Here is a 26,911-nt window from a genome sequence, read left to right on the forward strand (position 1 = left end):
CTTGCGCAAGATTCTCCTGTGTCTGGGCCTTTCCCTGGCGGCTCTGTCTTCTGCCCGGCAGGCCCATGCCCAGTTCGCTCCCGAACACAGCACGCCCTATCTGGACGCACGCCGGGATGCCGAACTGCGTCACCAGACGCTTGCCCGGATGCTGATGACCATGAACATGGATCCCGGCGAGGGAGGAGTCGTCGATACATCGCCTCTCACACAGTACCGTATGCCGACACATCGTTTCGAGCCGGAAGAAGACCAGCAGCGTCCGCGGCACCATCGCTCTCTGCCCGATGAGCCATCATCTTACCGTCCCGGTGGCTCTTATCAGGCGGCTTCCCATATTCCGGCCGTCGTTCAGGTCAATCGGGAAATCGGTCTCTCTGTGACGGGAGCATGGAGCAACTATAAGGAAAAGCCCCCCTGGCAGGGCGTCAGCACCGGATATGATCGGGAAACCGGCTGGGTGCCGGGCTTCCAGCTTGATGTCGCCGACATGTTCGATATGTACGAAATCGACCATGTCTTTCTCGCCGCGCACTTCGCGCTTGGCGACGGTAACGTGTCCTACAAGGGATCAGCATCTAATGGTCTGGGCGATGTCTGGCCCCTTAACAGCACCTCACACCGTATGACCACTGACAGCCGGATCGAACTCGGCAAGGGCCTGATGGTCAATGATCGCTTCATGATCACGCCCACGATCGTTGGTGGCTACTGGTCGTGGAACCGGGATATCCAGTCAGCTGGCGGCGTCCCGAAAAGTTCGGAAGCCTATGGCGGCTTCCTTGCCGGTATTCAGGTGAGGCTCGATTACGCCATTACGGATGCGTTCGTTCTCAGAGGAAGGCTTGCGTGGACCGAACTGCTGGGCTCACGCATGGACGCAGCAAACGCAACAGGCACTTTTCACCTACGTCCCCGACCGGAATGGACGGCAGGTCTCGATTTCGATTACCGCATTGCCCGGTCGCTTCATGTGATCGGAGGCGTGCAATACACATATTATTCGTTTGGCCGCAGTCAGCTCATTGATCAGCATAATGGTTTCTATGCGTTCGAACCCAGCAGCTGGACCAATGGTGTAACCCTTCATTCCGGGGTCGCTTACGGATTCTGAAATCAATTTCTTATTGGAACACTGTTTGTTTTTCGGAACAGGACAGACAGAGTACTGTCCTGCACTTTTTTCTGTTCAAAAATCCGGATCGTATAAACCACTGACAGCAAAACACCGCGTTCTAGATTGCCGTTTTGAAAATCACCAACTCCACCACAATTAGGATGGTGCATTTTCCCAAATTCTTTCAAATGACGACATCAGGATCAAGACCTGTATTTTTCCATTTTTCTGTAATTTTTCTTATCATTAGGGTGCGCCCGTTATCAGGGACGGTTAAGCAGCCATAAAGGGCATGCGTGACCAGGGAACACCGCTTCATGGATTGAGAACAGTCTGATCAGAAAATTATTCCCTACTCAATAGAACTATATTTCATACAAGATTTTATACAAATATAGGATTACTTATTGCCTATTCTGCAATTTTACCCAGAACGCATCAAAAAATAGAAAGCAATCTTGCTATTTGGCAGAAATTAATTTCCAAAAGACGCATTTTCAAAAAATAATTTTCTGCAAATACATGAATTACAATACTGACGACAATAAAGAGCACTGATATATGAGCGATACATCCACGGACATTCCCCTGATCTCCCCGGCCTATACGCTAACAGGACCCGCATCCCTGTCCGTGGGTTCCAAAGCCATCTTCAGCGTGACACCCACAGCAGGCACAACACTGTCGGCTCCCTTGGTCATCACCCCCACATGCACGTTGTCTGGTACTTTTATCCCGGCAACCATTACCCTGCCCGTCGGTTCCTCCAGCACTGTAACGTTTACATTCACACCAACGGAAGCAGGTTCAGGCACGCTAAGCACGACAAACTCTGCGGGCCTGACTGATCCCATTGCTCTTTCAGTATTCTCGATCGCTCTTTCCAATAGCTTCACAACCTACACACTGACGGGCGCCACCAGCCTGGTCGCTGGCGTTGCATCCACCTACACCATCACACCCGGTTCCGGATCAGCCTCGTCACAGGCGATTACAATCACGCCTCTCTGCACACTGACAGGCACTTTCTCACCAGAAGTCGTTTCTTTGCCCGCAGGTTCCACCAGCGCTGTCACCTTCACCTTCACCCCGACGGCCAGCGGCGTGGGAACACTCAGCACGAACAGCAATGGATCGCTGACTGATCCGGGAGACCTGTTTATAACAGTTGCTTCCACACAGACGCCTTTTACACAATTCTCCCTGACGGGACCACAGGCGCTGACTGTAGGTTCAGCCGCCACCTACACAATCACTCCAGGAAGCGGCACAGCCAATACAAAAGCAATTACAATCGTTCCCAGTTGCACACTGGCTGGAACATTTTCTCCACAAACCAGCACTATTCCCGCAGGATCGACAGCACCCTTAACGTTCACATTCACTCCTTCCGTTGCGGGAACAGGAAATTTTACCGTTACCAACTCAGCCGCGCTGAGTAACCCGGCCGCTTTCACCGTCACCGCCATGACGTTCAGTTCCGCCTATACGCTTACAGTCGACTCTTCAGCATTCCTCTTTTCTCCCGGAAACTGGACCGGTGATGAAGGACGTGACGGCTCCCTGTGGCGCAGCACCTGGAATCCGGGAGCATGGTTTCAGATTTCATGGCTGGCTTCAGCAACCCCTACAGCCACACTCCATCTCGGTCCTGAAAATACCGGTGCCTATATCACCTATTTTCTCAACGGAGTTGCAACCAGAGACATTGCAGCGAAAACCGACCTGACGCTTTCCAGTATTCTGCCGGGACAGGTCAACAGACTGGAAGTCTTTCTGACACGGACACCTGCTTCAGACCGCTGGAACAAGGGAAACAACTGCCTCACCATCAGCGGCCTGACGCTCGATCCAGCTTCCTCGGCTGCCTATATCGTTGCCGAACGCCCGTGGGGAAAGCTGGTGGGCGATGATACGACAGAGGGCACATCCGCTGATGCTGGCAGCGATAATGTGCTTTCATCCTATGCCTATTTCCTGTTGCGCGGCATGGAGACAGCAGGCTACCGGACCTGCATATCGGCCTGCACCGGTTCAGGCTACATCACTGCAGGTGACAGCACGAAAGATGTTCCAGCATTTTACTCGGTCACAGGATCAAGCAACGGTCTTGGCGGAGCGTATAGCGACACAAAAAGTCGTTGGAATCTCGTTGATTCTGGCATTTCGGCACTTGATAGCAATGGCCTCCTCAGTTCCTACGGGGATATCGGAACGCCTCCAAGCTGGATTGCCTTCAATCTTCTGTCCCGTGACGCGCTGGCTTATGCCAATCAGTCTGACGCACAAGCCGCAATGACACAGTGTCTCACCGCTCACAGGGCAGCAGCGCCTGATGCATGGCTGTTCGCCATCATGCCTTTTGGTTTTCGCTATGCCACGACGTACAGCGTCACCTGGCCCCAACTTTTTACAAATGCAGTCACCAACTACAGGCTATCCAATCCTGACGACGACAAGGTCGTCGTTGTGGACCCCGGAACCGATCTTGCCGTTCTTCTGGGGTCCAACCGGGACTGGTACACGACAACCGATGGCAGCCAACTGCTGGAAACCGGACAGGCAATTTTTGCCTCCGTTGTCTCAAGCACTATCCTCGGCAGTATGACGACTCACAATGACAGAACATACACTTATTACTGAGTAGGGTATTTTCATCTATTTTCAGAAATCAGATCATCGACCATCATAAAAAAGGGTGTTCCACTCACATGGAACACCCTTTTGAACTTCAGAGAACTGAATGCTGGCTTCAGCCAGCAAGGACCTTCTCAAGAAGATCCAGACCTTCATTCAATACTTCGTCACTGATGGTCAGAGGCGGCAGCAGACGAACCGTCTCGCCGAGAACGCCACAGGACAGCACAATCAGACCCATTTCCGCCGCACGCGCACAGATCTGCCCCGCACCGCCGGCTTTTACCTCGTCAGATCCGTGTACACTGAGCACATCGAAACCAACCATCGCGCCGAGACCATGAGCCTTGCCAACCGGCGTCAGATCGGTCCGCTCAGTCCAACCAGCAATGCGCTTGCTGATCGTCGCACCGATATGCTCTGCACGGGCACAGAGTTTTTCCTTTTCAATGACATCCAGAACCGCGAGACCCGCCGCACAGGCGAGCGGAGAGCCACCATAGGTGCCACCCAGACCGCCCGGACGGACAGCGTCCATGATCTCTGCACGACCAACGACACCGGACAGCGGGAATCCGCCACCAAGAGCCTTGGCGACCGAGATCAGGTCAGGCTTGACACCCGAATGCTGAATGCCAAACAGCTTGCCTGTACGGGCAAAACCGGTCTGGACTTCATCCGCAATCAGCAGAATACCATGCTTCGTGCAACGCTCGCGCAGACCTTCCAGTAGTTCCTTCGGGCTTACCCGGAAGCCGCCCTCACCCTGAATCGGCTCGATGATGATCGCAGCCACGCGGGACGGATCAATATCCGCAGCAAACATCAGATCAAGCGCATTGAGGCTGTCGGCAACAGACACGCCACGAGCCGGGAACGGCGCATGGAAAACGTCACCCGGCATGGTGCCAAACTGTGTCTTGTAGGGGTTCACCTTGCCGGTCATGGCAGATGCAAGCAGCGTGCGGCCATGGAAGCCACCAGTAAAAGCGATAACGCCTGAACGGCCTGTGGCAGCGCGAGCGATCTTCACAGCGTTCTCGGTCGCTTCCGCGCCGGTCGTGAAGAAAATGCTTTTCGCCGGACCATCGAATGGCGCTGCAGCATTCAGACGTTCTGCAAGGGCAATATAGTTTTCATACGGAGCGACCTGAAAGCCCGTATGGCTGAAATGCTCAAGCTGTTCCTGCACAGCCTGAATGACAGCTGGATGACGATGACCAACGTTGACCACAGCGATGCCTGCAGCAAAGTCAACGTAGCGACGTCCTTCGACATCCCACAGTTCAGCCCCCTGAGCGCGATCCGCATAAATAGCGGTCGCCGATCCCACACCAACAGGAACGGCGGCTGCACGACGAGCCGACAGATCCTTATTGCTCTTGCCTGTACTCACGTTTCTTTTCCTATCCAAAAACTGTCCGGCTGGTTCGGCCTGACATCAAAATCCAAAGCATCCGGACAAGCACAGCGACACAACCAAAGTGCACTGTACACACCGCACTCCACATAATCCCACTTCCGATACTCTTCTACCCATCAAAGAAGAAAAGTATTTGACTGCATACCTCCCATTTATCAGCCGGCGACACGATCCGTCCGCTGCAACGCCATATCCATGAAATACTGCGCTGGAGCAGCCAGAGGCAAACCGCGCCGCCACATCACCAGAAGATCCGCAGTCGGAAGCTCCTCCTGCACCGGTCGGGACTCAATCTTTTCCCCTTCAAGCGACCACGGCCGATAGATCAGTTGCGGCAGCATGGCGATACCATGTCCGGCAGCTACCAGACTTCGCACGGCTTCAATGGAGGTCGACCGAAAATAGGATATCGGCTGAAAAGAAAACTTCTCACACACCGCCGTCATTCTGCTTTCAAGAATATCGGCGGCAAGTGTGATGAAAGGCTCCTGATTCAGTTGCTTCAGGCTTACCTGCTTTTCCTGCGCAAGAGGATGTCCGTGCGACAACCAGACATGATGAGGCGAAACCCCCATCACATGCGCACCACACGCACTGGGAATCGAGTTACCCAGACGCAGTGTCACCGCAAGATCAAGCTCTCCGCCGACCAGCATGTGATCGAGATAATCAGGCTGCTCCTCTATAAGTCTCACATTGACTTTTGGAAAAGCTCTCCGGAATCGTGTCAGAAGATCAGGCAGGACATATCCCGCCACCACCTGCGTCACGCCAAGCGTGAGCGTGCCGACGAGCGCCTCTTCATCCTCGTCCTTCATGCTCTGCGCATCGGCAACGCTATCAAGAATACGCTGCACACGTTGGAAAAACTGCTGCCCACGACGGGTCAGAACGACACCGCGCGCATGACGGTCAAGGAGCCGGAATCCCATTTCGGCTTCAAGATCACGCAGCGCTTCCGTCACTGTTGACTGAGACACCAACAAAACCATGGCCGCACCGGAAATCGAACCGACCTCCGCAACGGACGCAAAATATCGAAGCTGGCGTAATGTCAGCGCCATAACGGACAGTTTTCCTCACGCAAGAAGAACAAGACCTGTGAGGATGCAGCACAAGGACTCATCAGCCCTCCATTGCGCTGTGAGTCCATCATCTTCAATACCGGCATACACTCCCTCATACGGACTACTCTCTGGATGCCGAAGCCGCCAGCTTCTGACCAAGGATGATCGGCAGCAATGTCACCGCCACAACAGCGAACACCACAACATTCACTTCCGGCATGTGCTGCCCCAGACGGATGGCGCCGAAGATCCAAAGCGGCAGGGTTGTTTCAGATCCTGACGTGAAGGTGGATACAATCACTTCATCGAAGGACAGAGCGAACGCCAGAAGCATCCCCGATACAATTGATCCGCTCAAAAGAGGCAGAGTGACACTGGTGAAACCCCGAAAAGGTGTCGCACCCATATCCTGCGCCGCCTCAAGCAGCGAACGGGAAAGCCTCCGAAGCCGCGCCATGACATTGCTGTAAATCACCACTGTGCAGAACGTGGTATGCGCAATCACCAGCGTCACCATCGTGAAGGGAATCTCCAGTGCGGTGAAAAAACTGTTCATCGCAATGCCGGTCAGTACTCCCGGCAACGCAATAGGAAGTGTGAGAAAAAATGATCCCACCTGAACAGCGCGGGAAGAAAGACCATTCATGCCTACTGCCGCCAGCGTTCCCAGCACGGACGCAAGCAGTGTCGCCAGACCCGCTACTTCCAGCGAGACAAGCAGCGCACTCCTCACTTCCTCATCCGCCCACGTGGCGTAAAACCATTTCAGTGAAAAGGAATGGATTGGCCAGACCTGCACCGACGAGGCATCGAACGCAAACACCAGCACAATCAGCAACGGCAGAAGCAGAAACGCCAGCACCGCTGATGCTGCACCCCAGAGAGCAAGATTACGCATCGAACCACTCATGCTCCATCAAACGCTCCGAACCGGCGGGCCAGCAGCATGTAAGCACCAACCACGACAAGAAGGATCATGGAATAGGCTGCTGCAAACGGAATGTTTCCCGATACACCGACATTGGAATAGACCACGTTGCCGATAAATTCGGATCCAGCCCCTCCAACCAGCATCGGCGTGACATATTCGCCCAGCGTGACAGCAAATGTGAACACCGACCCTGCCGCCATGCCGGGGATAGCGAGAGGAAAGATCACCGTCCGGAATGTCTGGAACGGCGTGGCGCCCATATCCCCAGCCGCATCAGGAAGAGAGGCCGGAATGCGTTCCAGAGCGGACACAAGTGGCATCAGCATGAAAGGCAGCCACAGATAGGTAAACACGATCCATAAAGCGACGTTGGTGAAAGCGAATGACTGCTCCGGCAATCCTGCCGTTCTCAGAAACCAGTTCAGCACGCCATCATGACCAAGGATCAGCCTCCAGGAATAAATCCGCGCCAGCATGCTCGACCAGAGCGGGAGCGCCACCAGCACAAGCAGCACCAGTTTCATACGCGGACCAACCTTGCGGGCAATGACGTAAGCCAGCGGCCACGCAAGGATGATATCCGTAATCGTGACCAGCACCGCAATGCCGATCGTCCGCTCCGCAATGACACGATAGGTGCTATCCGTGGCGAGGATACGGAAATTGTCCAGCGTCCACTCGTGAAGTATCTCGCCGGACATTGAATCGACCTGCCAGAAGGCCGAAAGCAACAGGGCAAACAGACTGCCCAGATAAAAAACTGTTAGCCACCCGAACGGGGGCAACAGCAGGGCCACATGCCCCAGAAGCTTCCGACCGCCCGTCATTACTGTTTGACCTGCTGCCATGCACGCTGCCAGGCAGCATAATCGAGACAGTTATTCTGGCCATTCCCACACTGTTTAACAGGTGTTTTCCAGAACTTGATGGTCGAGAAATAGGCTGCCGAGGCATCAGCATGGTACTGCTTGCATGAACCGGGCTGCATCGTATCCATCTCCGCACAGGCCTTGGTGTTCGCCGGTGTTTCTCCAAAAGACAGCGCCTGCTGGGCCTGCACCTTCGGCGTCATCACATGATTGATCCACAGATAGGCGCAGTTCGGATGCTCCGCGTGAGTGCTGATCATCCATGTGTCAGCCCAACCGGTGGCCCCTTCAGTCGGGATGGTATCCTGCACAGGCACATTAGCAGCCCGCAGCGTGTTCGCCTGATACGGCCACGCTGCACCAACCTGCGCATCTCCACTCTTGAACAGATCAACTTCGTCTGAAGCCAGCGCCCAGTATTTCTTGACCAGAGGCCGCTGTTCTTTCAGCAGCGCCACCACCGCATCCATCTGCGGCTGCGTCAGCTCATATGGATCCGTGATACCCAGTTCCGGCTTGGTGTGCGACAGATACAGCGCCGCATCTGCAATCTGGATCGGGTTGTCCGGCACCGTAATGACGCCCGTATGCGCCTTGTCATAAATGACAGACCAGCTTGTCGGAGCGGTTGTGATCGTTTTCGTATTCCACATGAGGACATTCGGTCCCCACTCATAGGATACACCGTAATGAACGCCCTTCACCGTGTTGAAGGAGGGCTCCTTGAGTTCCGGCATAAGATCAGCATAAGCCGGGATCAGACTCATGTTTACAGGCTGCACATTCTTGCCAAAAATCAACCGAAGCGCTGCATCACCGGACGCCGAAACAACATCAAACCCCTTGCCGCCACCCATGCGGGTCAGCGCCACCATCTCGTCGGACGAACCGACATATTTACGATGGACCTTGCATCCTGACTGCTGTTCAAACGGTTTGACCCAGGCGTCGTCTGCGTAACCTTCCCACGCAACGACATTCAGATCGCCTTCGCCTTTCCCTATGGAAGTCGGAAGATCCGCCGCGCGTGCCTGCGCCATTATCGCGGTGCAACAGGTAGCCAGAAGCAGTGCACTGAAACCCTTCATGGTCGTCATCCTTTCTTCCTGAAAACACAAGACATTCCGAAAACACCCTTACGATGAAAGAGGATAGGCAGACTCTTTCGACCATACAGCCCGGACGGCCATATTCTCGCTCAACCCACGTGCCTGACGTGATGGCACCATGGCGGTGACACCCGTGTCACCGTCGGCCCCTGTTACACGACAACGTGTGACCGGACCGAGATAGGAAATCTCCTGAACGAGGCCCGGCAAACCATCTTCATGGGATGCCAGCGCATAATCCTGCTGTTCCAGCCGGATATCTTCCGGTCGCAGCAGAATCTCCCGCCCATTTTCATGCAAGATATTGGATGATCCGATAAAACGAGCGACAAAACCGCTCGCCGGCCGTTCGTACAGCTCTTCCGGCGTCCCGATCTGTTCAATGACACCTTCCGAAAAAACGGCGATACGGTCACTCATGCTCAGCGCCTCTTCCTGATCATGCGTGACATAAACAAAGGTTATGCCAGTCTGTTTCTGAATATTCTTCAGCTCCACCTGCATCTCGCGACGCAGCTTCAGATCCAGAGCACCCAGCGGTTCGTCCAGCAGAATCAGGGAGGGTTCATTCACCAGCGCACGCGCCAGCGCCACACGCTGTCTCTGTCCACCCGAAAGCTGGGAAGGACGACGGTCTCCGACAGCCTCCAGATGCACCATGGCGAGAGCCTTCGTGGCGCGTTCGCTCCGCTCGGCTTTCCCCACGCCCCTGATCTTCATGCCATAAGCGACATTATCCTGAAGGCTCATATGCGGAAACAACGCATAGTCCTGAAACATCGTGTTGACATCACGTCTGTACGGAGGAAGGCTTGTAACCTTGTCGCCACCGAGAAAAACCTCTCCGGAATCCGGCAACTCAAATCCGCCGATCAGCCGCAGCGTGGTGGTCTTTCCGGAACCTGACGGACCCAGCATGGTAAAGAACTCGCCACGTCGGATGGTCAGATCAATGCCTTTCAGAACAGGCTTGCCGTGACCATAGGATTTGGTCAGAGCCGTCAGGCTGACCGCTGGCGCATGCAGGGAAGACTCATCCGTCATTATTGTCAGTTCCATTTTACCATGACATGCCGGGACACCGTGTAATCCTCGAGAGACCCGAGGCTCATATCCTTGCCGTAGCCGGAATTGCGGAATCCACCATGCGGCATTTCATTGACCAGCATGAAATGTGTATTGACCCACGTGCATCCGTACCGAAGACGTGATGCCGTCTCCATGCCGCGACCGATATTTCCGGTCCAGACGGAAGAAGCCAGTCCATAGGGGGAACTGTTCACATTCTGGATGACTGCATCCATATCCCGACAGCGCGTGACGGATACAACGGGACCGAAAACTTCCCGCTCCACAATTTCATCTCCGGGAAGCGCACCCGCGATCACAGTGGGTTTGTAGAAATACCCACCACCCGCCACCATATCGCCACCGGTTGTGATTTCGACGTGAGGGAGGTCCGCCGCACGCTCGACAAAGGCCGCCACGCGGGACCGCTGACGGGCGGAAATCAGAGGCGGTATCTCGTTCTTTTTATCATCCTTTTTGCCAAAAGAGATTTTTTTGACTGAAGCCGTCAGATCGGCAACCAGACGGTCATAAATCTTCTCGTCCGCATAGACCCGACACGCCGCCGTGCAGTCCTGTCCTGCGTTGTAATATCCGAAGGTCCGCACGCCCTGCACAACAGCCTCCAGATCAGCATCATCATAGACAATGACCGGCGCTTTCCCGCCCAGCTCCAGATGTGTCCGTTTTACGGAGCGGGCAGCGGCAGCGATGACCTTCCTTCCTGTCGCGATGTCTCCTGTAAGCGATACCATGTCGACGTTCGGATGCTCCAGAAGCAGTTGCCCGACAGAGTTCCCTCTGCCCAGAACGATATTGACCACGCCAGGCGGAAATATCTCCGCAAAAATTCTTCCAAGGTGCAGAATTGTGAAAGGCGTGTTCTCGGAAGGCTTGATGACACAACTGTTGCCCGCAGCCAGAGCCGGAGCCAGTTTCCATGTCGCCAACAACAGAGGGTAATTCCAAGGCGCAATACACGCCACCACGCCCACTGGTGCCCGTCGCAACATGGACGTGTGTCCTGCCAGATACTCTCCGGCGACAGGACCGCTCAGATTTCTGGCTGCGGAAGCGAAAAAACGAAAACAGTCAACTATGGCCGGAATTTCGTCACTCAATATCAGATGACGGGGCTTGCCTGTATTTCTGGCTTCCAGTTCGGCAAATGTTTCTGCGTCCCGCTCAATGGCATCGGCCACCTTCAACAGACACATGGAACGTTCGGCCGGTGTCGTCATGGACCAGACCGGAAAAGCCTCAGCCGCCGCCAGCACTGCTGCATCAACCTGTTCCGCTGAGGCGTTTGCCATCTCCATGATGACGTCGCCTGTCATCGGCGAAAAGAGTGTCTCGTTCTCTCCCTCGCCTTCGACAAAAGCTGAGCCAATCAACATTCTGGTCAGCACCATGCACACCCTTCAAGACAGCAGATCACTGGCAATCCGTCTGATATCTGAACCGTGGCATACGTTACGATACCAAACCAATATATAATGCCAATAAGAAGTATCGGATATACCGATACGTTATCAACGCATTGATATATAAAATTTATTTTTGTTATTTCTGTTTTTCATCGCGGTAATTTTATGTTTTTCCGATGAATCAACTCTTCAAAAGCCAGTTCATGAAAATGAGTCGCTTTCGGTACATACCGGTGTGTCTTTTCTTCAGGACATCTTTCTGATCCATCGATTATATCGATAATGCGGTATTGGCATTAGAGACTGGTGCATAATCAAAACAATTGTCTAAGCTCCAGAAACAATACCATGATCTTAGAATCCGGCACTCGTGTATCCACCTACAGCAGCGACTTCACCACACACGAACACTGGGAGATGCTTGCAGATGATCCCATCGTCCTCAGTAAAAAGTCGCCCTGTTTACTTGCCGTTCGGATTCAGCACGGATGTGTGGTGTTCATCAATACTGGCAGCCAATTCTCGTTTCGACAGACCCCGGTTGCTAAGCGTGGCGTTGCAGCGCCTTTATTCCCTGCCCCGCTCCCATATCATTCTGCTCAACATCCGGACCTGCTTCACCAGCTTCCGTGATCTGTGCTGGGTACCGAAATGGGGACGCCACCTCCATCGCATGCTTCGCGAAATCCCTCCGAAGCAGATTATCTACATAGAGACTGATCCGTTTCCTGCCGACAGCTGTGACTTCCCACGCCTCTTTCGATGACGCCTCCCGAACCGCGTCGGATATCCAGTCGCTTAGTCCAGTCACCTGTCCCGGCTTAACAGCACGCCTCCACGCAGCAAGGAATTTTTCATGGACCATCCCCACATCAGTTCACCGGAAGACGATGCCCGGCTTGAGGCGCTCGGCGTAAAATCCGATTTCGACCGTTCCATGTCCATGCTTGAGAATTTCGCTCTCGGCTTTACCTATCTTTCGCCTGTCGTCGGCGTCTACACGCTGTTCGACAGCAGCCTGCAGACAGGTGGAAGCCCGATGATCTGGTCCTATGTCATCGCCGGACTGGGGCAGTTTCTGGTGGCCCTCATTTTTGGCGAGGTAGTCTCGCAGTTTCCGATATCTGGCGGAATCTACCCATGGGCCCGGCGTCTCGTCGGACGCAAATGGTCATGGGTGACAGCGTGGGTATATGTCTGGGCGCTTTTCACCACCATCGCGGCTGTCGCCACTGGAGCTGCACCCTTCCTCGCCCTGCTGACCGGCGCGCCCAGCACGCCTTTTATCACAACAGCTATCGCTCTCGCGCTCATCATCTTTTCAACGGCATGCAATCTCGCGGGCACAAAACTGCTCGCCAGAGTGGCCATGTTCGGGTTTGTCTGCGAGCTGGTGGGAGCCCTGTTCGTCGGCGGGTATCTGCTGATGTTCCATCGGGTCAATTCACTGGGGTCACTGCTGGACCCTATGAATGCGGCCCCTGTGAACGGCAGCTATCTTCCGGCTTTTCTCGCCGCTTCCCTGCTTGGGCTATTTTCTTGTTACGGCTTCGAGGCCTGCGGGGATGTCGCTGAGGAAATTCCCAATCCCGGACGCCAGATTCCCAAGGCCATGCGTATGACGATCTATATCGGCGTCGGCGCTTCCATCTTTGCCTGCGCCGCTCTGCTGCTGGCTGTGCCCAATATTCCCGCCGTTATTTCCGGCGAAACTCCCAACGCCCTGAGCGATGTCCTGCTGAACGCCTTTGGTTCCACTGGCACAAAGGGCGTGGCGGCCATTGTCATGGTCTCGTTCATGTCCTGCGTGCTCAGCCTTCAGGCCGCCGTAAGCCGTCTGATCTACTCCTTCTCCCGTGATCGCATGATCCCCGGCGCAAAGGCGCTTTCCCGCATCTCCCCTCACAGCCATGTTCCAACAACAGCGCTGTTCGTGGCAGGACTGGTGCCGAGCGCCATCGCCGTGCTGGGTTTCTTTGCCGCCGACGCTCTGACCACCATCGTCAGCTTCGCGGTCGTCGGCATCTACGTGGCTTTCCAGATGGTCGTCGCCGGAGCGCTCTACGCACGGTTTCGCGGCTGGCAGCCAAGTGGCGACTTCACCCTTGGACGCTGGGGAACCGCCATCAATATCGCGGCTCTCATTTACGGCGTTCTGGCGATCATCAACATTCTCTGGCCCCGCACGCCGGATGCCCCGTGGTACATCAACTATTCAATGCTTATCGGACTTATCGTCGTCGTTGTCTCGGCATTGGTTTATCTCGCCGTCGGCCGTCCGCATCTCCGTGGCACAACGGGTTACGCCGATGCGTGGCTGATTTCGCCCCGCAAAAGCAGATAGTTTTAAAGGGTGTTCGTTCAATCTTTTTCAGATCATAAAATTATTTTGGGAAAGCTTCTTCACAAGGCTTTCCCAAAAATCTCTCTGAAGATGTGACGATACATCGCATCGCAGCTTCTACAATCAAGACCAACGCGACGCTATCACGTCTGGCTTCATCGCAGCCGCATTCACCCTTCCATTTCCCCGGATAAGTTCAGCACCTCTTCTGTGCGACAAAAGCCTGCGATAAATTTATCGCTCTCACGGCTTTTCCACCCTCCGACATTACTGCAATAGCTTCACACTTCATCACCACAGCAAGCTATTGATCATGCGCTCCCCGCTCTCCCGTCAGACACAGACCGAACTTCTCCCTCCCGGTGCGGTCGTGCTCGCCATGGTGTCCATCACAACCGGCGTCTCCTTTGCCCGAACCCTGTTTCCACTGATTGGGGCGTCCGCAACAACGGTCCTGCGACTTGGTCTCGCCTCAATCATTCTCGCCATCATCATGCGGATCTGGCGCATCAGGATACCCCTCCGCACATTACCGGCCATTCTCCCTTACGGGATGTCCCTCGGAATCATGAATCTGCTGTTTTATATGGCTATTTCACGAATTCCACTCGGCATCGCCCTTGCCGTGGAGTTCATGGGGCCACTGGTTCTTGCCGTTTCCTTTTCCCGTAACAAAAGCGATTTTCTGTGGACAGGTCTGGCTGTGGTCGGCCTGTTTCTCTTGCTGCCGTTAAGGCACGATCCGCATCCCGTCGATCCAACAGGCATGCTTTTTGCCCTCGGCGCAGGCGTCTGCTGGGCGATCTATATTCTGGCAGGCAAGAAGGCCGGCGCTGCTTTTGGGACCTATGCCCCCACGCTGGGGATGATTACAGCCACTCTGACAATTCTGCCTTTCGGCATCACCCAATTCGGGAGCCAGTTGCTGCATCCTCATATCATCTGGGATGCTCTGGCGCTGGCGGCTCTCTCAAGCGCCTTTCCCTACTCGCTGGAAATGTATGCGCTGCGTCGCCTGCCAACAAAAACCTTCAGCGTGCTGACCAGTGGCGAACCGGCTGTCGGCGCCATCATGGGCGTGCTGCTGCTCGGGGAGCATCTTCCGCTCCCCGACTGGCTTGGCATCGCCGCCATTGTGACGGCCTCTCTTGGCACAACGCTAATGAATCGGCGAAAAACCGTTTAACCAGTGGTTCTTTTCAGAAAGTGGAAAACTCCACTCTCTTCAACTCACTCATGAACATAAAAATCCACCGGAACCGTCAGCATGAGCGGTTCGCCCGGCACGCTGTCCGGTGGCGGCGGCAGAGGTTCCGCCCGTCTGACCAGCGCCAGTGTTTCCTGATCAAGCAGCTCATATCCAGAGCTTTTCCTGAGACGGGCTGACAGGACATGACCTTTTCGATCCATGGAAAAGAACAGAAGTGGCGTTCCTTCCTGTCGTTTGGATTGCGCTTCGGCTGGATAGCGCTTGAAGCGCTCCAGCTGGGCCAGTACCTGCCCCTGCCAGGTCACCTTTTCATGGGATGCACGCGAGGAAGAGGCGGCGGAAGTCGGTGCAGCCGCGGCCTCTGACGGCGGAGCTGCCGAAGACGGTGGAGCCGTATTTTCCAGCGCAGGTGGCAGTTTGACCGGTTGCAGCTTCTGGGGAACAACCGGCGTCTTGACCTTCTTCCTTACAGGATGTGGCTTTTCCATTTTCGGCAAGGGCACCGGCGGATTGGGCGCAGGAGACGGCGGTGCAGTCAGTTCCGGCAGCGGCTCGGGTTCAGGAACAGGTTGCGCCTGTGTCTGTTGCGGGCCGGGCGGCGTATCCGTCTGTGGCGTCGAAGTAGCCGCAGGCAGTGGCGCAAGATCAATCGCGATGGCAGCGGGAGGAGGTGCATCCACAGGCTTTTCCACACGCGGCATATGGGTGACGGCCCAGAGCACGCCCAATGACAGTCCCGTCACCGCCAGCAGTGATGCGCCCCAGCGGATGTTTTCGCGCCGCTTCTCAAGACGCAGTCGGTATTCTTCCTGCTCTATAAAGGAAAGCCCACCCGGACCAGCATGACGTGTGACAATAAAGGCGCTCATGGCGTGACTGGCGCGCTTGCTGCGGACGACGTCGCAGCCGGCTGCACTCCTTCTTCCTGTCCCTGAAGATTTACAAGAGCCACCTTGAGATATCCGGAAGACCGCAGCTTATCCATCACACCCATCAGGGTGCCATAATCAACAGTCTTGTCCGCTCTCAGGAAAATCCGCTGCTCCTTGTCTCCCTTGGTCGCGGTTTCCAGTGCCGCAGCCAGTCCCTCAGGAGAGATATCATCCTCTCCCAGCGCCAGACCGTGATCGGCCTTCACAGTAAGAAACACCGGATTTTCCGGTCGTGGCGCAGGCTTTTCCGTTGAGGACGGCAGATCGACCGGCACATTCACTGTTGTCAGCGGAGCCGTCACCATGAAGATCACCAGCAGCACCAGCATCACGTCGATAAACGGCGTGACGTTGATCTCGCTGGCCTCATGCGGCGTTTCATCGGCATGGCGGATGCGGATCATGGCCCTTTACTCCGCGACAGCATTGCGGGCGCTCAGGCGTACCACCTGACCCGTGCCAAGCAGTGACCGCATCCGCGAAAGATCGCGCGACACCAGACGCAGGACGAGAGCAGCCACGTCCGCTACCTGAGCGCGACACGTCACTGTCCGACGGGAAAGAGCATTGTAAATCACCACGGCGGGAATAGCCGTGACCAGACCAATAGCCGTCGCCAGCAGGGCTTCGGCAATGCCCGGCGCAACCACGGCCAGACTGGTCGCCTTTGTCGCAGCAATACCGGTAAATGACGTCATGATCCCCCACACGGTGCCGAACAGACCGACGAAAGGTGAGATTGCGCCGATGGTGGCGAGAAGACCGGTCCCTTTCATCAACCGCCGGGCCTCTTCGGCTTCGAGACGCTCAAGCGCGAGAACGACACGTTCCTTGATACCGTCAGCATCGTCTTCAATATCCGAGGATGCCTGCTCCTCTTCCCGTGCTGCACCGATCATGGCAAGCGCAACGCCCGGACAAGCAGCCTCATCACACTGGTCCAGCGTATTTGCCTGTCGCAGGGCACGTTTTGCGACAGCAAGACGTCGCTGGACATGCGTGAATTCGATTGTCTTGGCCAAGGCGACTGTCCAGGTCAGCACACAGCCCAGCGCCAGAAGCATCATGACGCTCTGGACCACGGGGCCGGCATTGAGGAACATGTCCCACGGGGAAAAGGAGAGAGCATTCATGAAAGACCTCCGATGAGTAAATGACAGCACATTTTCAAAGTCTGATATCAGAAGAGACAGTGTGATCTGCCTCTGACCTCCTCTTCCCGGAAACAGGCTGTGCCTGACAGGAAGAGGCGCGAAGAAGTCTTTCAGCTTCCAGCAGGACAGGACGAAGGTCCGGGTGAAGAGGGAAGCTTTCCAGAAGCTCCTTCACCGCCAGAAAAACATCACAGAAACCAAGAGAAAGTGCTTTCCTGAAAGCGAAAACAGCTTCCTTTATCTCGTTCCTTGCAAGGTGCAGGCGACCTGTATTGACGAACCCCCAGCAGTCGCCCGCCATCGCAGCGGCATGAAAGAAAGTTGCCGCTTCTTCCGGGGCCAATTGTCCCGACAGTCCATCCTCATGCAGAAGACCCAGCATGTTCAGTGCTTTGGCAACGCCTTTCCGGGCGGCTTCAACATAAAGCCAATAGGCCATGACTGGGTTTTTCTCGCCAACTTCTCCGGAGAAACAGAGATCGGCAAGATTGAATAGCGCCCAACCGTTTCCCTTTTCAGCAGCAGCCTGAAAATACGTTGCTGCCACAGCAGGATTGCGGCGAACGCCCCAGCCACGTTCATACGCCCGCCCCAGCATGTTCAGTGCGTCCGCCGAACCACTGCGGGCAGCGGCTTCAAACAGACTGAATGCCCTTTCTCCATCGCCATGATTCAGACAGATCTGCCCCAGCGCCAGAAGCGCTGAGGTGGATCGCTCATTGTCCATTCTGGACTTTTCTTCAGAATGTAAGGCCGACATTGCCGATAAAACTCCGTCCGGGTGCCGGAACGACACGGCTGGACGAGAAAGCCGAAGCATAGTTCAGATGATCGGTCAGGTTGTTCGCATTGAAGGAAACCCGATAGTGCTTGACCTCCCAGGAAACCATTCCGTTCAGTGAGAAGGTGTAGGGAATACGGGCCGTATTGGTGACATCCGGACCTGCCCAGTATCCCGAAGCATACTGTGCGCCTCCGGCAACTTTCAGCTGCCCCCAGCCCGGATTCAGCACGTAATCCTGCAGATCGAAAGAACTCCAGACCGAGAAATTGTTATGGGAAACCTGAGGCGCTTCATTTCCCTTGGCCGTGGCGCTGTGCGTGACCTTGCCATCCATGTAGGAATAAGTGCCGTAGATATTCCAGTTTTTCGTGATCTTTCCGGTCAGACTGACTTCGACACCACGCACGCGTCGTCCGCTTCCCTGATCGGCAAATCCGGTGACCATGTCGCCATTCGCATCATAATAGAACGAATTGTTTTCGCTGATCTGGAAGAATGCAAGGGTTGCACCCAGTCGTTTGTGGAAGAAGTCCGCCTTGCTACCGAATTCGAACAAGTCACTGCGCTGCGGTTTGAAATCCTTGGAATTGGATGGCGTTTCACCCGTATTTCCAGAAAGCGTGACCATTGAGGACACGTCCGTTCCCGTCGGCTTGTAAGAGCGCGAGAAGGTGAAATAGAACGACGCCATTTTCACTGGTGAGTAAACGATACTTCCTGACGGACTCCAGCGGTCGGCAGACTGCGACTGACGCTGCTGGCCATCGCCACCGACATACGTGCTGTTGAAATGATCCCAGCGCGCCGTTCCGAACAGGGTGAGCTGCTTGGTCAGCTGGATACGATCCGAGAAGAACAGTCCAACATCCGTCGCATCGGCATTTCTGTAACCGGACTTTGGGAAAGTCACATAACCACCACCACTGGAATGCGTCGGATTACGAATGGTCTGGTTGGCAACACGGTTATACCATGTGCCGTAATAACGGTCGTCATCTTCGTAATTGACGTCAACACCAGCCTTGATCTCGTGTTTTACGCTGCCTGTATGAAAGTGGAAGTTGCCCATCAGGACGTTCTGCGCACCCCAGCCCTTCTGGTTATACGCTGCACCGCCGCCCGCACCATAGCTGAGCGCCGGATTGCCTCCCGCCATGAACTGGGAAACACAGGCTGCCGTGGAGCATGCATTCGGCGTCGTCGCGGTGTATTCACGCTCATATTTGGTCAGACGCGTATCGTTTGTCAGCGTGAACCAGCGTGTGATTTCAGACTTCACCTGCGATGTCAGATTGTGAATATCCGAGTTGTCACGGTCGAAAGAACGAACGTAACTAGTATCCCGGCTCAGGCCATGACTGGTGATCGGACGGGAAATACCGTCCGCCATTTTCAGCATCGGCACGCCATAGTCAGGCACGTTGTCACTGTGCATCCACTGCCAGTTCAGGTGCCATGACGTCTTGCTGCGCAGACCAACGCCGAGATCAACTGCGGTGCCATAACGGTTGGACTCAACCAGTTCACGACCGGCTACACCCGCGCGGTTATACAGGCCGTTGACGCGAAGAGCGATGTCATCATTGATCTGATAATTGACGTCGGCATTGCCGCGATAGAGAGACGCGCTTCCGAAAGCCTGATCGTAGCTATATGAATCTCCAGCGTGGGCGTGCTTCAGGGACTGATTGATGATGCCACCGACATTTCCCGCGCCGAAATATTCGCCGGATGGTCCCTTGATGACCTGAACGCTGTCGATATTGAACATATCACGCGTGTAAGTGCCGAAATCCTTCAGACCATCCGTATACATATCGCCACGCGCCTGCAGGCCGCGGATACGGAACTGGTCACCGTTCAGACCGCCATTGCCCTCACCTGTGGAGAGCGTGATGCCCGGCACGTTCGCCAGCGCCTGATCCAGCGTATAGGCGCGCTGTTCCTTGATGATTTCCTGAGGGATGACGGTAATGCTTTGCGGCGTATCCCGCACGGACGTCGGCATGCGGGAAATTCCCAGAACCGTGCTGTTCGTATTGCCCGCTGTTGCACCTTCATCTTCCTGCCCTTTGACCTTGAGCGTCGGCAGGGCAATGGAAGGTTCGGACTCTGTCGTGTCTGTTGTCTGGGCCGTCTGCGCCTTTGCTTCCCCCACGCCAAACCCGGCCGACATACCCACCGCCACAGCCAGACCGACCTTGGGCGTTCGCCCAGCCACCCGCGCAGACTGATTCATTTCCATGCTCCTGGCGCAGGCCACAACCGGCTCGGCGCCTTCAGTAAATGTTACCTGATATTGCGATCCCAGTTACCTGCAATCGCGAATGATTCGCAATATCTAAAACAGTCTTTTTCATTTCGGAACGCAATCCTTCCATTGCAAAAGATTTCCACAAGACTTCGTAATTCTTCTACATATTCTAATGCACTGTTTTTAATGGACTTTAGAAACATACCCAAAAATCACTGCCATCAAACATGTCATGACCTATTTTCCATCTGTGACAAAAATGCCTCACATCCTGAGCGGCTCTAAAACAGAGATATTTTTAGGTCATGTCATGAAAATCTTATGGCACAGATAAAAGAGTTATGACTTCAAGCTCATAACTCCGCCCATTCCCGGACAAGATTATGGTAGGTCGCAGTCAGTCCAAGGACGGCTGGATGTTCGTCAGACAGATCCTTCCGCACCTCAATGATGGATTGATCAAAATTATAAAGCAGCGTTCGTTTTCCATCATCTTTCACCATCGACTGCGTCCAGAAAAATGAGGCCCAGCGACTGCCTCGCGTGACAGGAGCCACGGAATGCAGACTGGTCGCCGGATACAGCACCAGATCCCCCGCTGGGAATTTCACCTTGTGACTGCCATATGTATCTTCGATCACAAGCTCTCCGCCGTCATAGTCTTCCGGGTCACTGAGAAACAGCGTGGAAGAAACGTCTGTCCGGATCCGAAAACCTGTTCCAGGCAAAGGACGGATTGCATTATCGATATGCGCCCGGAACTGCATGCCTTCGTCGTAGCGATTGAACAGTGGTGGAAAAACACGCAGCGGCAGGGCAGCCGTCGTGAACAGCGCACTCCGTCCCAGCGCCCTGAGAATAAGGTCACCCAGCGCAAGAGAGACTTCTGAATCCTGTGGAATCTGCAGGTTATATTTTGCTTTTGCCGACTGTTCGCCCGCAGTCACCTTGCCATCGACCCATTCCGACTCTTCAAGAGATTTACGGCAATGGGCCACTTCATCCGGCGTCAGTATCCGGGGGATATGCACGAGCATCAGAACAACTTTCACAGCACAAAAAGGACATTCCCTCGCGCTATATATGAAAGTGATATTCATTCGCAATTTTATTCAGACACCTTCGATATCCTGCTTCCCTGCAAGACGGCGCAATCCATTCATAAAAAAAGCACGGTTCAAAACGAACCGTGCCTCTAGAAGGAACTATCCCGAAGGATTTCTACGTCTTAGAGAACAAACGCAGGCACACTCGCAACCGGAGCAAGGGCGGCCCCATCCGCTTCCTCCTGAGCCTGCGCAGGATCATCCGCCAACCCTTCACCGTGAATACCCGCAAGCACCCACAACGCATCGACGCCGACATTCGCAGCACCCCGAATATCGGTGGCCAGCGCATCACCTGCCGCCAGAATACGGTTCTTGGGAATATCGCCCAGCAGTTCGAACACAGGTTCATAAACCGGCGGAAAAGGCTTGCCGATCCACTGCACAACGCCGCCTTTCTGCTCATAGGCCCGGGCCAGAAGTCCGGCGCAGATCAGACGGACGCCATCGCGCATCACTTCCATGTCCGGATTGGCGCAGATCATCGGCAGATCCCTCACAGCGCAGGCCGACAGAATCTCCAGATACGGCTCCAGTTCCGTCTGGCCACGACGCTCATCCGGTCCCGTGTTCAGCACGAACGTCGCATCGGCAGGATTGCTGACAAGCTCCACACCCAGCCCTTCGAACATCGACAGGTCATGCTGGCCACCAATATGGAACACCCGCTTGCCGAGCGTTTTTACCCACGGCCATGCCTGAGCTACTGATGGATCCGTGCATCCGGCTAGAACGCGCCAGGTGACTTCGCCGCTGGTGATGATGCCATCATAAAGTGAACCATCCACACCCATTGTCGCCAGCTGATCACGAATGATCGCAGCCGGACGCGGGGCATTGGACAGCAGGACAATACGCTTGCCCCGTTCTTTCAGGGTCCGAAGGCAGTCGAGCACACCCGGAAACGGCCGGACCCCATTATGCACGGTTCCCCAGAGATCGACGATAAAGCCATCATAACGGTCCAGAAGCGGAGCAATCCCCTGAAGCACCTCAATCTTTCGCTCACTCACAAATCCGCTCCCTTCAGATCGCCGATGTATTCAACGCCCTGCTCACGCATGATGCCCAGCACTTCGTGTTTGAGACGCCCAACCAGAGCGGGCCCTTCATACGCAAAGGCGGAATATACCTGCACCAGATCCGCACCGGCACGAATACGGTCCACCACGTCCGCGCCAGTTTCAATCCCGCCACATCCAATCAGCGCCAGACGCCCATTCACAAGCCGGGCGACTTCCCGCAGCATGGTCAGCGCACGTTCCCGCAACGGACGACCTGACAGGCCACCAGCCTCAGCCGCGAAACGGCTTCGTAGCGTCGCTGGACGCGCCAATGTCGTGTTGCTGATGATCAGACCATCCGCGCCACCCGCAACAGCCGCCTCCACAATCGGTGCAATTTCTTCTTCGGCAAGGTCGGGGGCCAGCTTGATCAGCAAAGGCGGCCGTTCCTCATGCACAGCGGAAATTGCGGCCAGCAGACCCGTCAGACGTTCCGCTCCCTGAAGCGAGCGCAACCCCGGTGTGTTGGGTGAGGACAGGTTCAGCACAACATAGTCGACGTAATGCTTCACGCGTCGGATCAGGTCCGGGTAATCCTTTTCAGGGTCAGCGCCGACCTTGTTGATACCCAGATTAGCGCCGGCCGGCACACCGGGATGATACCCCTTGCCACGCTGCAACTTGGCCAGACGCACGGCGAACCGGTCGATCCCGTCATTGTTGAAGCCCATGCGATTGATGACCGCACGATCTTCATCCAACCGGAACAGACGGGGTTTCGGATTGCCGGCCTGCGGACGCGGCGTCACCGTTCCGGCTTCAACAAAACCGAAGCCGATCCGCGCCAGAGGGCGGATGACACGACCGTTCTTGTCGAAACCGGCCGCCATGCCAATAGGGTTTGGAAAACGCATGCCCAGCGTCCGGACGGCCAGAGCCGGGTCATCTTTCTTGCGCTTCGCCGGGACGCCAACACCAAGCGACAGAGCGTCAATAGCAAGCTTGTGGGCCTGCTCAGGATCGAGCTTCCTGACGAGCGGAAGCATGGGGGAAATCAGGATATCAGTCAGGTCTTTCATGAGGCGGATGCTGCCTGAACAGCGACCGTCTGAAAAGGGGAGTGAAACGGAGACGGCCTCCTTTGTGCGGTTTCAAGCAAAGCCTGACGAGCAAAAAAAAGCGGAAACACCTTTTGATGTTTCCGCTTCCTGTACGACTGCTTCCCCAGCCTTATCTGGAGGCTGCCCCCACCCCTATGAGCACCAGCGCAAAAAGTACAACGCAGATAATCACAGCAATAAAGAACAGAATTTTCGCCATACCTGCAGCAGCGCTGGAGATGCCTCCAAACCCGAACAGGCCCGCGATGATCGAAACAATCAGAAAAAACAGAGCCAGCCTGAGCACGTCTCTTCTCCTATGATGAGAATGTATTACTACCCATAAACAGTTAGTGGGCGGTCCGGTTGCATGAAAAACAGGTCCTGACAGGAAAATTCTTGCAAAAACGGACGATTAGCCCGCCCCGGCTTACCGGCGCGCCAACCACGCTCCAAAGACACTTCCCAGAAACAGCGCAACACCGACACTCAGACGGGGTGTATCCACGGTCACATCCCGCAACACGTCACACCCATCTTCAAAGACATCGCTCAACCGTGAGCCTGTAGCCTGCGTTCCACCAGAAATACTGCTCTGCAGAGACTCAATACCACTTTCCAGCGTGTAATCGTCCTCATCCACGCGACCGTTAGCCATTACCCTCTCCTCTTTCAGGCTTCAGGAGCCGTGCTCTGCTTCCCATTCACAACCCGGGCAAGCGCCGTTTCAGATCTCAGCCGCCTGCCAATACGGTGTATCACCCGGATCTTCCTCACCGGCGATCAGACTCCTCAGACGACCAGCCAAGGCTCGTAGCGCAGGGGAGGATGGGTCACGCGGACGCTTCCCCACCTTGAGATCGCCTCTCACGGATGCCGGCTTGCCTGCCAGCACAATGACACGGTCCGCCAGCAGCAGCGCCTCGTCAATGTCATGGGTCACAAACAACACGGTTTTGCGTGTCTTCTGCCAGATCGCCAGCAGTTCGGTCTGAAGATTTTTGCGCGTGATCGCATCCAGCGCACCGAAAGGTTCATCCATGAGCAGCAGGTCCGGATTCACCGTCAACGCCCGCGCGACGCCGACACGCTGCCGCTGTCCACCAGAAAGCTGTCGCGGCCAGCGGGACGCTTCGGCAGAAAGTTTCACCAACTCCAGAGAGCCCTCCGCACGCTGGTGCCGTTCACTGCGACTGAGCCCAAGCCCTTCCAGACCAAGCTCCACATTTCCCCGCACCGTCCGCCAAGGCATCAGGCGTGCGTCCTGAAACACCAGCGCGGAACGTCGGCTTCCGGTCTGCTGCTCACGGGCAGTCGATAATGTCGTTGTGCCTTCTGTCGGCGCGATCAGTCCCATGATCACACGCAGGAGGGTGGATTTTCCCACACCGGACGGACCGAGGACGGCAACAAACTGCCCCTCCTCAATCTCCAGATCGACATGACGAAAGATGAAGTTCTTCCCGCCATCATGAGAAAGACCGGCATCCTGCACACGCACCAGAGAGGTCATATCACTCATCCCTGCCACCTCAGCACCCGATCCCGCACGAGACCGAACAGAAAATCCGTCAATGCGTAGAGGCCCGCCATCGTAATCATGTAGACAACCACAATATCGGTCGCGAGAAGGCTGGAAGCCTGCATCATGCGGGCTCCCACGCCCGGCACACCGAACAGTTCCGCCGCCACCACCGACATCCAGCCCTGCCCAAGCCCCGTGCGAAGACCAGCCAGCAGACCCGGCATCGCGGCGGGCAACGTCACATAATGCAGACGCGCCAAAAACCCGCGATGTCCGAAAGCAGCCGCCACTTCATACAGTTCCTGATCGACCGATTTTACGGCCCCATAGGCGGCGTAGAAATTGATCCAGAAAACCGAAATGGCGATGACGAAAGTCGCGCCCACATTGTTCAGGCCAAACCAGAGAATGGCGAACGGCACCCAAGCCAGTCCGGGGATTGGTCGCAGCAGGCGAACAACGCCGCCTGTCAGAGCATCGACGATGGGAATGGAAGCACAGACAAGTCCTGCACCGGCTCCCAGAACGGAGCCAATGAGTAACCCGGCGATATAATGAACAAGGCTGTCCTTGATGGCCTGAACCCAGAAGCCACCCGATACTTCCGAAACAAAGGCCGTCCAGAGTTCGGTTGGCGCAGGGAGCAGACCGGGCGGGACGAGATGAAACTGCACTGACGCCTGCCAGATTGCCAGCAGCAGCAGCAAACCCACGGCGCCGAGACCGATCCGGCCTCCGGCGCCTATATGCAAACCATTCATCCCAAACCCTCTAATCCTGCACTTACGGCGCAGGCTGACGCCACATCTTCAGATCGAACAGATCCTCTACCGGTACTGCCGAACGCAGAACACCCTGCTGCACCTCAAAATCCTGAAGCGCTTTTACTCCGGGAATGATTTTCTCAGGGTCAGAGACAAACTGCGCCGCTGAATTCTTCAGAGCCTGCTCGATCACGGCGGGTTTCATCAGGCCGCCACCCAGAGCTTTCGCCACAAATGGAGCGGCCTCTTCCGGGTGCGCTGCAATCAGATCCGTTCCCTTGACAAACAGCGAAGTCAACTTGCCGGACCAGGGCGCATGCTCGGGTGAGTTCGGACTGACCACCGCCAGAACCGATCCGGGCTGTCCCGGCAACAGATCGTGTCCTGTCGCCAGAATACGGGCTTCCGGCACACGCATCTGGATAATGGTTAGAGCAGGCTCTCGCAGAATGGCGGCATCCACGGCCTGTGCCAGAAAGGCCTGCTGGGCCGCATCAATATCAATTCCGACAATATCAACGCTGGAGAGATCCTGTCCTTCCTGCGCCTTAAGCCAGTAACGCAGCACCGTATCCGGCACCGAACCCGTTGGCTGAGCCGCGATCTTGGGCTTACGTCCAGCTGTTTTTGTGAAATCCGCAATACGGGCCGTAAGCTGCTCTTTGGTCAGTCCACCGGGCTTGGCAGCATCCAGTCCTTCGGCGAGCTTGCCACGCGAAATCACCGACAGTTCTTCAATCGCTCCGCTGGCGACAACCTTGACGTCTACACCGCGTGATCTCACCTGCAGCAACGGCAGGACACCTGCGACATAGGCATCAATACGACCGGCAACGAGCGCCTGAATGGCATGAGGACCAGACGTAAATCTGACCAGCTCCAGATCCAGTCCGGCCGTCTTCGCCCATCCTTCTCCGTCCACAACAAACAGTGCTGAAGATCCAAGAACGGGGATATAACCAACGCGAACAGGGGCTGCGGTTGCTGCCTGTGCAACTGCCAATGTCATGCCAGCAGCAGCGATTGCGCCTGTCACCAGCTTTCTGAGTTTATTTCGGAACGCCATAAACGACCCCTGTTCGTGAG

The 26,911-nt window shown here is 55.5% G+C and carries 25 protein-coding genes; 5 read left to right on the forward strand and 20 right to left on the reverse strand.

Translation table 11 applies throughout. From position 1 onward, the window contains the following. The first annotated feature begins 1 nt into the window (after position 1). Complete coding sequence (locus tag B3759_RS14140; protein WP_291366800.1) at positions 2-1,114, forward strand: hypothetical protein; 1,113 nt, start codon at positions 2-4, stop codon at positions 1,112-1,114. A gap of 564 nt (positions 1,115-1,678) precedes the next feature. Beyond that, positions 1,679-3,760, forward strand: coding sequence for a hypothetical protein (locus tag B3759_RS14145; RefSeq protein WP_291366802.1), 2,082 nt, complete (start codon positions 1,679-1,681; stop codon positions 3,758-3,760). Between the two features lie 109 nt (positions 3,761-3,869). On the opposite strand, the gene gabT is transcribed toward B3759_RS14145, so the two are convergent. The 7 genes from gabT to B3759_RS14180 form a co-directional block, all read right to left on the reverse strand. Continuing rightward, entirely contained in the window at positions 3,870-5,150 is a 1,281-nt protein-coding gene (gabT, locus tag B3759_RS14150) for a 4-aminobutyrate--2-oxoglutarate transaminase (protein WP_291366804.1), read from the reverse strand. 182 nt (positions 5,151-5,332) lie between these two features. Further along, on the reverse strand, positions 5,333-6,241 hold the full coding sequence (locus tag B3759_RS14155; RefSeq protein ID WP_291366806.1) for a LysR family transcriptional regulator: 909 nt from the start codon (positions 6,239-6,241) through the stop codon (positions 5,333-5,335). 124 nt (positions 6,242-6,365) lie between these two features. Continuing rightward, positions 6,366-7,154, reverse strand: a complete 789-nt coding sequence (locus B3759_RS14160; RefSeq protein WP_291366808.1) for an ABC transporter permease — start codon at positions 7,152-7,154, stop codon at positions 6,366-6,368. After that, positions 7,151-8,002 (reverse strand): ABC transporter permease, encoded by an 852-nt coding sequence (locus B3759_RS14165; RefSeq protein WP_018308178.1) that lies wholly within the window; start codon positions 8,000-8,002, stop codon positions 7,151-7,153. Before B3759_RS14165 ends, B3759_RS14160 begins: the two co-directional genes overlap by 4 nt. After that, positions 8,002-9,132, reverse strand: a complete 1,131-nt coding sequence (locus B3759_RS14170; protein ID WP_291366810.1) for an ABC transporter substrate-binding protein — start codon at positions 9,130-9,132, stop codon at positions 8,002-8,004. Before B3759_RS14170 ends, B3759_RS14165 begins: the two co-directional genes overlap by 1 nt. Before the next feature lie 48 nt (positions 9,133-9,180). Next, positions 9,181-10,197 (reverse strand): ABC transporter ATP-binding protein, encoded by a 1,017-nt coding sequence (locus B3759_RS14175; RefSeq protein WP_291366811.1) that lies wholly within the window; start codon positions 10,195-10,197, stop codon positions 9,181-9,183. Positions 10,198-10,202: 5 nt separating this feature from the next. Beyond that, positions 10,203-11,630 (reverse strand): gamma-aminobutyraldehyde dehydrogenase, encoded by a 1,428-nt coding sequence (locus tag B3759_RS14180; RefSeq protein WP_291367058.1) that lies wholly within the window; start codon positions 11,628-11,630, stop codon positions 10,203-10,205. 445 nt (positions 11,631-12,075) lie between these two features. Between B3759_RS14180 and B3759_RS16955 the strand changes: the two genes are divergently transcribed. The 3 genes from B3759_RS16955 to B3759_RS14195 all read left to right on the forward strand — a co-directional run bounded on the left by B3759_RS16955 (position 12,076) and on the right by B3759_RS14195 (position 15,178). Further along, positions 12,076-12,414: a heme-dependent oxidative N-demethylase subunit alpha family protein gene (locus tag B3759_RS16955; protein WP_422652820.1), complete on the forward strand. Its 339-nt coding sequence runs from the start codon at positions 12,076-12,078 to the stop codon at positions 12,412-12,414. Between the two features lie 90 nt (positions 12,415-12,504). After that, positions 12,505-13,992 carry an APC family permease gene (locus B3759_RS14190; RefSeq protein WP_291366813.1) on the forward strand — a complete coding sequence of 496 codons (1,488 nt, stop codon included), beginning with the start codon at positions 12,505-12,507 and terminating at the stop codon, positions 13,990-13,992. 313 nt (positions 13,993-14,305) lie between these two features. After that, positions 14,306-15,178: an EamA family transporter gene (locus B3759_RS14195; RefSeq protein WP_291366815.1), complete on the forward strand. Its 873-nt coding sequence runs from the start codon at positions 14,306-14,308 to the stop codon at positions 15,176-15,178. Between the two features lie 44 nt (positions 15,179-15,222). On the opposite strand, the gene B3759_RS14200 is transcribed toward B3759_RS14195, so the two are convergent. The 13 genes from B3759_RS14200 to B3759_RS14260 all read right to left on the reverse strand — a co-directional run bounded on the left by B3759_RS14200 (position 15,223) and on the right by B3759_RS14260 (position 26,891). Next, on the reverse strand, positions 15,223-16,071 hold the full coding sequence (locus tag B3759_RS14200) for an energy transducer TonB (RefSeq protein WP_291366817.1): 849 nt from the start codon (positions 16,069-16,071) through the stop codon (positions 15,223-15,225). Continuing rightward, on the reverse strand, positions 16,068-16,538 hold the full coding sequence (exbD, locus tag B3759_RS14205; RefSeq protein ID WP_291366819.1) for a TonB system transport protein ExbD: 471 nt from the start codon (positions 16,536-16,538) through the stop codon (positions 16,068-16,070). Before exbD ends, B3759_RS14200 begins: the two co-directional genes overlap by 4 nt. Positions 16,539-16,544: 6 nt before the next feature. After that, entirely contained in the window at positions 16,545-17,267 is a 723-nt protein-coding gene (gene exbB, locus B3759_RS14210) for a tonB-system energizer ExbB (protein WP_291366821.1), read from the reverse strand. A gap of 34 nt (positions 17,268-17,301) precedes the next feature. Beyond that, on the reverse strand, positions 17,302-18,015 hold the full coding sequence (locus B3759_RS14215; RefSeq protein ID WP_291366823.1) for a tetratricopeptide repeat protein: 714 nt from the start codon (positions 18,013-18,015) through the stop codon (positions 17,302-17,304). Between the two features lie 13 nt (positions 18,016-18,028). Beyond that, positions 18,029-20,311, reverse strand: coding sequence for a TonB-dependent receptor (locus tag B3759_RS14220; RefSeq protein WP_408736497.1), 2,283 nt, complete (start codon positions 20,309-20,311; stop codon positions 18,029-18,031). Positions 20,312-20,679: 368 nt separating this feature from the next. Further along, a complete protein-coding gene (locus tag B3759_RS14225; protein WP_291366827.1) occupies positions 20,680-21,363 on the reverse strand; it encodes a Fe2+-dependent dioxygenase in 684 nt (227 codons plus the stop codon). 191 nt (positions 21,364-21,554) lie between these two features. Beyond that, positions 21,555-22,445: a TIGR01459 family HAD-type hydrolase gene (locus B3759_RS14230; RefSeq protein WP_291366829.1), complete on the reverse strand. Its 891-nt coding sequence runs from the start codon at positions 22,443-22,445 to the stop codon at positions 21,555-21,557. Next, positions 22,442-23,515, reverse strand: coding sequence for a quinone-dependent dihydroorotate dehydrogenase (locus B3759_RS14235; protein ID WP_291366831.1), 1,074 nt, complete (start codon positions 23,513-23,515; stop codon positions 22,442-22,444). The genes B3759_RS14230 and B3759_RS14235 overlap by 4 nt, the downstream gene beginning before the upstream one ends. Before the next feature lie 151 nt (positions 23,516-23,666). Continuing rightward, positions 23,667-23,843, reverse strand: a complete 177-nt coding sequence (locus tag B3759_RS14240; protein WP_291366833.1) for a DUF1328 domain-containing protein — start codon at positions 23,841-23,843, stop codon at positions 23,667-23,669. A 123-nt stretch (positions 23,844-23,966) separates the two neighbouring features. Further along, positions 23,967-24,194 carry a hypothetical protein gene (locus B3759_RS14245; RefSeq protein ID WP_291366835.1) on the reverse strand — a complete coding sequence of 76 codons (228 nt, stop codon included), beginning with the start codon at positions 24,192-24,194 and terminating at the stop codon, positions 23,967-23,969. A 69-nt stretch (positions 24,195-24,263) separates the two neighbouring features. Beyond that, positions 24,264-25,058, reverse strand: a complete 795-nt coding sequence (locus B3759_RS14250; RefSeq protein WP_291366837.1) for an ABC transporter ATP-binding protein — start codon at positions 25,056-25,058, stop codon at positions 24,264-24,266. Next, a complete protein-coding gene (locus B3759_RS14255) occupies positions 25,055-25,822 on the reverse strand; it encodes an ABC transporter permease (RefSeq protein ID WP_291366839.1) in 768 nt (255 codons plus the stop codon). Before B3759_RS14255 ends, B3759_RS14250 begins: the two co-directional genes overlap by 4 nt. Positions 25,823-25,844: 22 nt before the next feature. Beyond that, a complete protein-coding gene (locus B3759_RS14260; RefSeq protein ID WP_408736498.1) occupies positions 25,845-26,891 on the reverse strand; it encodes an ABC transporter substrate-binding protein in 1,047 nt (348 codons plus the stop codon). Between the last annotated feature and the right edge of the window lie 20 nt (positions 26,892-26,911).

The sequence above is a fragment of the Acetobacter sp. UBA5411 genome (genome assembly GCF_002409645.1).
Classification (GTDB): domain Bacteria; phylum Pseudomonadota; class Alphaproteobacteria; order Acetobacterales; family Acetobacteraceae; genus Acetobacter.